Raw genomic sequence first — 8,057 nt, 5'->3', positions numbered from 1 at the left:
TTGTCGGAAGCGCTTGCGATTTTGCGGTTTATTGAAACGCGTGAAACATCTGGTGAATCGCCGGCGTTCCTTGTGCTGTTTTCGCGCCTGGTCTGCTATGAGTCCGCCCATGGCGAGCAGGCAATCCCCGGAAGCAAGGCCTTCCTGCTCCATCTCTTGGGCCGTTCGCCGCTGCTTTGTCTCCTGAACTACGAGGTCGTTGAGATTCCCCAGGTTTTTCTGTAAGCGCTTGAGTTCTTTGATTGCGGGTTCGATATCCTCAGGATCGTAGAGACTGTAAAATAATTCAATAAGATAGCGCAATTTTTTGCACTCGACGCGCAGCTTGTGCAACGTCTCGGCAGGCGTATTCGGCGTGATGGCGGCAGCGCGTTTCACCACTTTACGGTAGGTCCGCCAGATGCGCTTTGAGGCCACCTCGCTAATCGGTTTCCGGGCGTTTGGTTCGGCCAGAAACTCGCCGCGCGAACCTTCGAGGCAGGCGCGCCATGAATCCATCAGCGCACGGTAGCGCTTCGAGCGCAGGGCGCCCGTCAAACGACGACGCTCGGCGGCGCGGTGGCGGCGCAGGTATCGGTGAAGCGGAGCGAGATCCTTCCGTGCTGCCTCGGGTAGGTTCGCGCAGTGCTCGCTGATGTGCAGGAGATGCACATCCAGATCCCGCACGGGCCCGGTCACCGAGCCGAGCCATCGGAACTCCTGGCGGAAATGATCCTGCAGTTGCGGCTCGAACAACCTGCCGAGCGATGTGAGAATCGTGCGGGTGCGACGTCCGGCGACCCGGAAGTCATGCAGAAATTCCACGTCGAGATCCCGGCGAACGCCGGCTTCATTGACCTGCAGGGTATCGAGCAATGTCCGGCAAATCAGGATCGCGGCATCGCCCGCGCTCATGGTCGGATCAAGGCGTATATCGGGCTTGGAGCGGTAGGCGCCGGGCTTGCATCCGATGATCGCAAGCGCCTCGTGGAAGGTCTCAGGCGTGGTCGGGGCAAGTCCGAAGTCGCATTCGAGATGCCGGGCGATGCGGCGCAGTAACGCCGGAGAGCCACTTCGGGCCGTGGCCACCTGCAGCCTCGCTGCGAGGGCTTGCGATTGATCAGCGGTCTCGGGATCCTGCGCGCGCGTCTCTATAAGCTGCACGCAGGCGGCGGTCCTGTTCCCGTCGAGAATTTCGAGACGTCTGGTGTTCGCCTCGATCGCCACGCGGGGTAGCAGACGCCGCACGGTGATCACCGGGGCGATCCGCTCGAGAATCGGGCCGTTGGGGAGATCCTGGGCAAAGGCGGGTGCGCCGGAGCGCGGCAGGCGCTCTTCTATGGAATCATCGCGCGTTTCGAGTCTGAGGGCGCTGTATTGATCGCTCGCCTGCTGCGACAGCGTCATTCCCCGCCTATAAAGTCGCCAGTCGAACGTGTCGAAAAAGACGACACGATGAGCCGAGTCATGCCCTTGACGGATTGGAAACATCGACGCCAAGGCCTCGAGCACACGCTCGCCCTCGGCTCGGGACGGGATAGAGAAGCCGAGGGGAACAGCCGTCTCGTAAGATGAGCGAATGACCGACACCAAACCACTCGTATTCACAGGCGCGCCGCACGAGAGTGCCATACGGTGATTGCATCGTTGTGACAGCGTCTCCCGCGCCGGCAAGCCGTGTCTTTCACGGCGCGAGGATCGAGCCCGGACGCGAGTGGCGGCTCTCCCTGCGATAATAAAATAACCCTTACATGATAATACGTTCCGAGGGCGATTGCTCTTGCACGGTGAGAGGTCGGCGGAAGGGGCCTGAAAAAAAAGCGCAGACGCTCAGCCGGTTTTGGTGGCCGAAGCGGTTTTCAGCTCACTTGAAGCGTCATTCCGGCAGCGCGGAGATAATCACCCTCACGCGCAAGATCGGCCTCAGTCAGGGGGTGTCCGGCCAGCCATCCACCGGGGAAGGCAAGGCCAAGCGAGGTCGGGCCGACGCTCACCGCCAAACCGTCGAGGTCCACCGCGTGTCGGCCCCGATGCAGGACGACGGCGAGGCGCAGCAGCACGGCAAGCCGGTAGAGAGACGTGCGCCGGCCCCGCGGCATGGCGTCGAACACCTCGGGGGCGAACTTACGGCGATGCACGCGCACGAGTACCGCGATCTCGGCTTGCTCCTGATTGGAAAACCCAGGTAAGTCTGCATGATGCAGGATGTAGGCGCCGTGCTTGTGATGCTGGCTGTGGGCAACGTCCAAGCCGATCTCATGCAGCCGCGCGGCCCATTGCAGAAGTTGGGCGTGGCGCTTACCGTTGAGATCCCAGGGTCCGGCGACCCGTTCGAGAAGGGCGCCCGCCGTTGCGGCGACCCGACGTGCTTGTTTCTGATCCACGCGGTAGCGCCGGCTCAAGTCATCAACGCTCGCCCCGCGTGCATCCTTGTACTCCAGCCGGCCGATCAGATCGTACAAGAGCCCCTCTCGTAACGCGCCGTCCGCACGGTTCATGCGACGCACCCGCAGACCCTCGAAGACGGCCAGGAGAATTGCCACGCCGCCGGCGAATACGGGCGCGCGCTCGGCCTGCAGGCCGCGCAATCGCAACTTGTCGGCTCGCCCCGCCTCGATCAGCGCATCGCGCAGCTTACCGAGCCCCTTGGGCGTGATTCCCTTGCGGCTCCAGCCTTCGTTTTGAATGACTTGCCAGACATTTTTGATGGTGCCGGACGACCCGATGGCGACATCCCAGCCGATCTGGCGGTAAGACTCCTCGATGTATTCGATTTCCTGCCTTGCCGCGAGCACGGCCCGGCGCATGCGTAAGGCATCGATGGCGCCGTTGGCGAAGAACTCGCGGCTCATGCTCACGCAGCCCATGTACAGGCTTTCCGTACTGAGCGGCGCCAGCGCTTGTCCGATGATCAGCTCGGTGCTGCCGCCGCCGATGTCGACCACCAACTTCTTCCCCGTGGTCTGGCCCGTGTTTTGAGCGACACCGAGATAGATGAGCCGTGCTTCCTCGCGACCCGAGATGATTTCGATGGGATGACCGAGCGCACGCTCGGCTTTGCCCAAAAAGGCCGTGGCGCGATGCGCGCGGCGAAAGGTATTCGTCCCCACGGCACGCACGTTCGCGGAGGACACGTCTCGCAGCCGTTGCCCGAAGCGCTCCAGGGCACCGAGCGCGCGCTCGCAGGCCGCTGCATCGAGCTCGTTGTGCTCGTTCAACCCGGCCGCAAGACGCACGGACTCGCGCATACGGTCGATTACGGCGAGTTGGCCGCCCGCGACGCGTGCCACCTTCATGTGAAAGCTGTTGGAGCCGAGGTCGATCGCTGCGATCACCTTGGCTGCATTATCGCTCGGCGGGCTCTCAGAGCCGTCGGCCTCGAGGCGGTCAGTGTCGGCGACCATGAATGCCTGCAATAACCCAGATGTTGCGGGAGGCTATCAGCGTATCCCGAATTGTAGTGCGCTTGCCTCGCGAATCGAACCTGTCATGCCACCGGCGTTGCCGATGATCCGCCAGGAGGCAACGGCGTATGAGGGCAAGGCAGCCGGTGAATTCCAACCTCGGTTGCGCCGCTCCCGGGCAGCTTTCTCGTAGCGCGGAGCCTGCGGCTGCCTGGAGGCACGCAAGGCGGTTCCGAGCATGGCTAGGCGTCTTCGAAGAGCAGCCGGATGTAGTTTCGGAACTGCAAAATCTGGCTCGGCAAGATGTCCTTGTCGTCGAGACAGCGCGATATGACGATGCCGCCTTCGATGATAGAGGTCAGCATGTCGGCGAGGCCATCGAGCGGTTGCTCGATCTTCATCGGATATTTTTCGAGGACCGCCGTCAGTTGTTCCGAGAAAATTCGCCGCCACGACAATATGCCCTCGGCATTGAGCCGGCGCACCTGCGCATCGAACTGGTGGGACTCGTAGGTAAATGACGCCACGAGGCAGCCAGGGTGAGACCCGGGCAGGTCCGCCATGGCTTCGGCGAGCAGTTTCAGGAATATCAGCAACTGCTGTAACGGGTCCTCCGTGAGGGAGCGCGAGCGCTCGAGCAAGCCGTTGAAGAAAACGGCGTCCTGTTCCAGATAGCGCAGAATGAGATGCTTCGCCAGGTCGTTCTTACCGTCGAAGTGGTAGAAAAAGCCGCCCTTGGTGATACCCGACTCACCGATGATCCGTTCGATCGATGTGCCCGAGTAACCCCATTGCAGGATCAACTCCTCGGCTGTCGCCAGTATATGCTCGCGCGTCTGTTCGCCTTTGGTCGCCACTAAACTGTACCTACCGTATGGTTTCTTTCTGTTGAACGCTCGTTCACGCGAGAATAAGCGCGAAATATCTATTTAAACTTATTGAATAAATAAGCAATAACAAAATTTCTGCAAAAAAGCACCGATTGTCCACTAGATCGGAATCAGTCGGCATTCTAGCATATTAGTTACTAACCGGTCGGTATCTTTCCAGTTTCTCGAATACCTGGCAGGGGGGAAAGATCATGCCAACGCCTGCGGAGATATTGTTGAACCCGACCTCGCTCGGGGTCCTCGCGCTTTACGGGTTCCTGATGTTGTGGGAGGCAGTTTTCCCGGCTCGCAGCCTTCCTCGGGTTGCCGGTTGGCCGATGCGTGCGCTCGGCTCGTTCGTCGTTTACTTCTATCTCTCGGCCTACCTGCCGATGCTCTGGGATGGATACCTCGCGGAGCATCGGCTCTTCGATCTGAGTGCCATAGGCGCTGTATCGGGCGCAATCATCGGCCTGTTGATCTACAACGCGCTGCTCTATACCTGGCATCGAACAATGCATCAAACGAATTGGCTTTGGCGCAGCTTCCACCAGATGCACCACAGCGCCGAACGGCTCGACACCTACGGCGCATTTTATTTCAGTCCCCTCGACATGGCGGGTTTCACGTTCCTGAGCAGTCTGAGTCTCTCGCTGGTGGTCGGTCTGAGGCCCGAGGCAATCACGCTGTTCCTCTTCGCATCCATGTTCATGGCGATTTTTCAGCACGCGAACATCCGGACGCCGCGCTGGCTCGGCTTTATCGTGCAGCGCCCGGAGAGTCACACAATCCATCACGGGCGGGGTCTGCACCGCTACAATTATGCAGATATGCCGATCTTCGACATGATTTTCGGTACGTTTCGCAACCCGCAGCGTTTTGAGATGGATACCGGCTTCTACCATGGCGCCTCGGCGCGAATTTTCGACATGCTGACCTTCCGGGACGTCTCGAGGCCGGACGTTGCCGAAACAGCCCCGCTCAAGGAGGTCTCGTAGATGACGAATTACGGCGGAACATCGACCGAGAACCTGCACCGGCAGCCGTTTCTGGCTCCGTACCGCGCAGCCACGCCCGCGGATGCCGACGCCATGGCGGAACTGGTCAACTTCGCCGGCGAGGGATTGCCGCTGTATCTTTGGACGAACTTGGCAGAGCCGGAGCAATCTCCCTGGGACGTGGGACGGCAGCGCGCCCGTCGGGACAGCGGAGCTTTCTCGTACCGCAACACCGTCGTCAGGGAAGACGACGGTTGCGTGGTTGCGTGCCTCATCGGCTACCCGCTGGCTGAGGAGCCTGACCCGAGCGTCTACGATGACCTGCCAGCGATGTTCGTGCCGATGCAACAGCTCGAAGACCTCGCGGCCGGGACCTGGTATGTCAACGTGCTGGCGGCGTATCCGCACTCCCGGCGTAAGGGGTATGGCGCCGAGTTGCTCCGGATCGCGGAGCGCCTGGCGGAATGCGCGGGGCGGAACGAGCTAAGCATCATCGTTTCGGATGCGAATAGCGGTGCCCGCCGGCTCTACGAACGATGCGGTTACAGGGAGCGTGCGCAGCGCGGCATGGTCAAGGATGCCTGGGACAATCCGGGTAAACACTGGGTTCTGCTTACGAAGGCGCGGTAGGTCCGTGATGTCACGCGAGTTGTTGATCTTCCGCCACGGCAAATCGGACTGGGACGGCAAAGCGGCCAGCGATTTCGATCGTCCGCTTGCCAAGCGCGGCCGCAAGGCCGTCAAGCGCATGGGTCGTTGGTTGCGCGAGCAAGATTGCTTGCCGGATGGCGTCTTGAGCTCACCGGCGCGGCGCGCCGAGCAGACGGCGCTGGGTCTGTGCCGCCACGCGAGGCTTCCAGCGGAGATCATTTCCTGGAGGGCCGCGATTTACGAAGCGGACGTCGGCGTTCTTCTCGACGTGCTTGCCGAGACCGACGCCGGCAACGACCGGATTATGCTCGTCGGCCACAATCCGGGCTGCGAGGATCTGGTGGTTTACCTTATAGGCCAGGCCATACCGGGCGAATCACAAGCGCCCGCCTTTCCCACCGCGGCACTCGCGCATCTCGCGATGCCTGATGATTGGGGCCGGCTCGAGCGCGGTCGCGCCCGGTTGCTCGCCCTCATTCGGCCGCGCGAGTTCGATGGTCCCGTTCCGGTTTGATCCGGCCCTTCTCAGCAGACTAGGGCCTGATGGATCAGGATCCCCTGAGTCCGCTTCGCCGCCATGGCCGGGAGAGGCGCCGCCTCGCGGTGGATCGCGCGTAACCCTTTCCAGGCGGCAGCTGAGCTGCTCCGTTCTTTAGCGCAAGCCCAACGGTGGGTGGCCGTCGTGCTGCCGTCGACTTTGCATGCCCCGCCTCTTTGTCATCAATCGGCAATATTCCTTTCACCTTTTCGTCATTTTGCCTCTCCAGAATCGCCGGTGGTTCACGCTGGATCGAGTCTTTGAGGAAATTATGAACAAGGTTGCTGCTGTTTTGATGTCGCTGGCCGCCACGGTCAGCGTTGCCAGCCATGCCAGAGACCTGGTGAAAATCGATGGTTCGAGCACCGTCTACCCCATTACCGAAGCCGTGGCCGAAGAGTTTCAGGCGGCCGAGCGTGGGAAAATCATGGTTACCGTTGGCATTTCCGGCACCGGGGGTGGTTTCAAGAAGTTCTGCCGTGGCGATACGGACATCTCCGACGCCTCGCGCCCGATCAAGGACTCCGAGAAGACGCTTTGTGCCCAGAATGGGATCGAATATATCGAATTACCCGCGGCCCTCGATGCCTTGACGGTCGTCGTCAATCCCGAGAATGACTGGGTCGATCAGCTGAGTGTCGCCGAGCTGAGAAAAATCTGGGAGCCCGCGGCCCAGGACAAGATCACGCGATGGAGCCAGGTGCGTCCCGGGTTCCCGGATCGTCCTCTGGCCTTGTTCGGCCCCGGCACCGACTCCGGTACCTACGATTATTTCGTCGAGGCCATCGTCGACGATAAGTCGAGCCGCGGCGATTTTACTGCCAGCGAGGACGACAACGTGCTGGTGCAGGGCGTGGCCAACGACAGAAATGCGCTGGGCTTCTTCGGACTGGCTTATTACGAGGAAAATCAGGGCAAGCTAAAGGCCGTGCCGATCGCCTGGAAAGGCCGCGAGCCGGTGTCTCCGTCGCTGGAGAATGCGAAGAACGCCAGCTACCAACCGCTCTCGCGGCCGATCTTTATCTACGTGAACAAGCACTCGGCCGACACGAAGCCGCACGTCGCCCGGTTCGTCGAATTCTATATGAACAAGAAGCATGCGGCGCCGCTCGTCAAGGAAGTGGGTTATGTGCCCCTGCCCGATAAGGCCTATGACATGGCCGCCGAAAAATTTGAGCACCGCGTGACCGGTACCGTCTTCCACGGGGCCGAGGTGGGTGTGGGCATCGAGGAGTTGATGGCCCGCAAGCCCAGACAATAAGCATCGCGTAGCCCAGACGAACAAGCATCGTGTAACGACAAAATGCCGTGCGGGGCGGTGCGCTGCCGCTTCGCACGTACTTTTCACCGCAGAGGCCCGGCCATGTCTTCGATTCCATCATCGTCGGTTGCTGCCCGAGGTGACTACGAATGTCTGGTTGGCGGTGCCACCGAGGCATTCCTGCGTCGCCGGGCGATGTGGAACCGCCTTGCCGCCTGGCTGTTGTTCAATGCCGCCGCGGCTTCGGTATTGGTGACGCTCGGCATCGTCTATGTGCTGATCCGTGATTCGATCCCGTTTTTCGAGCAGGTTTCGCTCCTTGACTTTCTCACCGATACGCAGTGGACGCCGGTTTTC

8 protein-coding genes are annotated in these 8,057 nt (G+C 61.0%); 5 read left to right on the top strand and 3 right to left on the bottom strand.

Translation table 11 applies throughout. The features are described 5' to 3' along the window. From AC52Q4_RS10690 to AC52Q4_RS10680, 3 genes are all read right to left on the bottom strand, one after another. The coding region (locus tag AC52Q4_RS10690) for a CYTH and CHAD domain-containing protein (protein ID WP_495536784.1) at positions 1-1,569 on the bottom strand (1,569 nt) is incomplete at its 3' end. Between the two features lie 269 nt (positions 1,570-1,838). Next, positions 1,839-3,383, bottom strand: coding sequence for a Ppx/GppA phosphatase family protein (locus tag AC52Q4_RS10685; protein WP_495536783.1), 1,545 nt, complete (start codon positions 3,381-3,383; stop codon positions 1,839-1,841). Positions 3,384-3,625: 242 nt separating this feature from the next. Then, entirely contained in the window at positions 3,626-4,240 is a 615-nt protein-coding gene (locus AC52Q4_RS10680; protein ID WP_495536782.1) for a TetR/AcrR family transcriptional regulator, read from the bottom strand. Between the two features lie 224 nt (positions 4,241-4,464). Here AC52Q4_RS10680 and AC52Q4_RS10675 point away from each other — a divergent pair, with 224 nt between their 5' ends. From AC52Q4_RS10675 to AC52Q4_RS10655, 5 genes are all read left to right on the top strand, one after another. After that, entirely contained in the window at positions 4,465-5,250 is a 786-nt protein-coding gene (locus AC52Q4_RS10675) for a sterol desaturase family protein (protein WP_495536781.1), read from the top strand. Continuing rightward, positions 5,251-5,880 (top strand): GNAT family N-acetyltransferase, encoded by a 630-nt coding sequence (locus AC52Q4_RS10670; RefSeq protein WP_495536780.1) that lies wholly within the window; start codon positions 5,251-5,253, stop codon positions 5,878-5,880. 7 nt (positions 5,881-5,887) lie between these two features. Then, entirely contained in the window at positions 5,888-6,415 is a 528-nt protein-coding gene (locus AC52Q4_RS10665; protein ID WP_495536779.1) for a SixA phosphatase family protein, read from the top strand. Between the two features lie 187 nt (positions 6,416-6,602). Then, positions 6,603-7,700 (top strand): PstS family phosphate ABC transporter substrate-binding protein, encoded by a 1,098-nt coding sequence (locus tag AC52Q4_RS10660; protein ID WP_495536778.1) that lies wholly within the window; start codon positions 6,603-6,605, stop codon positions 7,698-7,700. A gap of 102 nt (positions 7,701-7,802) precedes the next feature. Next, the coding region (locus AC52Q4_RS10655) for a hypothetical protein (RefSeq protein WP_495536777.1) at positions 7,803-8,057 on the top strand (255 nt) is incomplete at its 3' end.

It is taken from the genome of Nitrococcus sp. (assembly GCF_059432795.1).
Note: the sequence above shows the minus strand (reverse complement) of the source record. Positions and strands in the feature narration are given on the sequence as shown.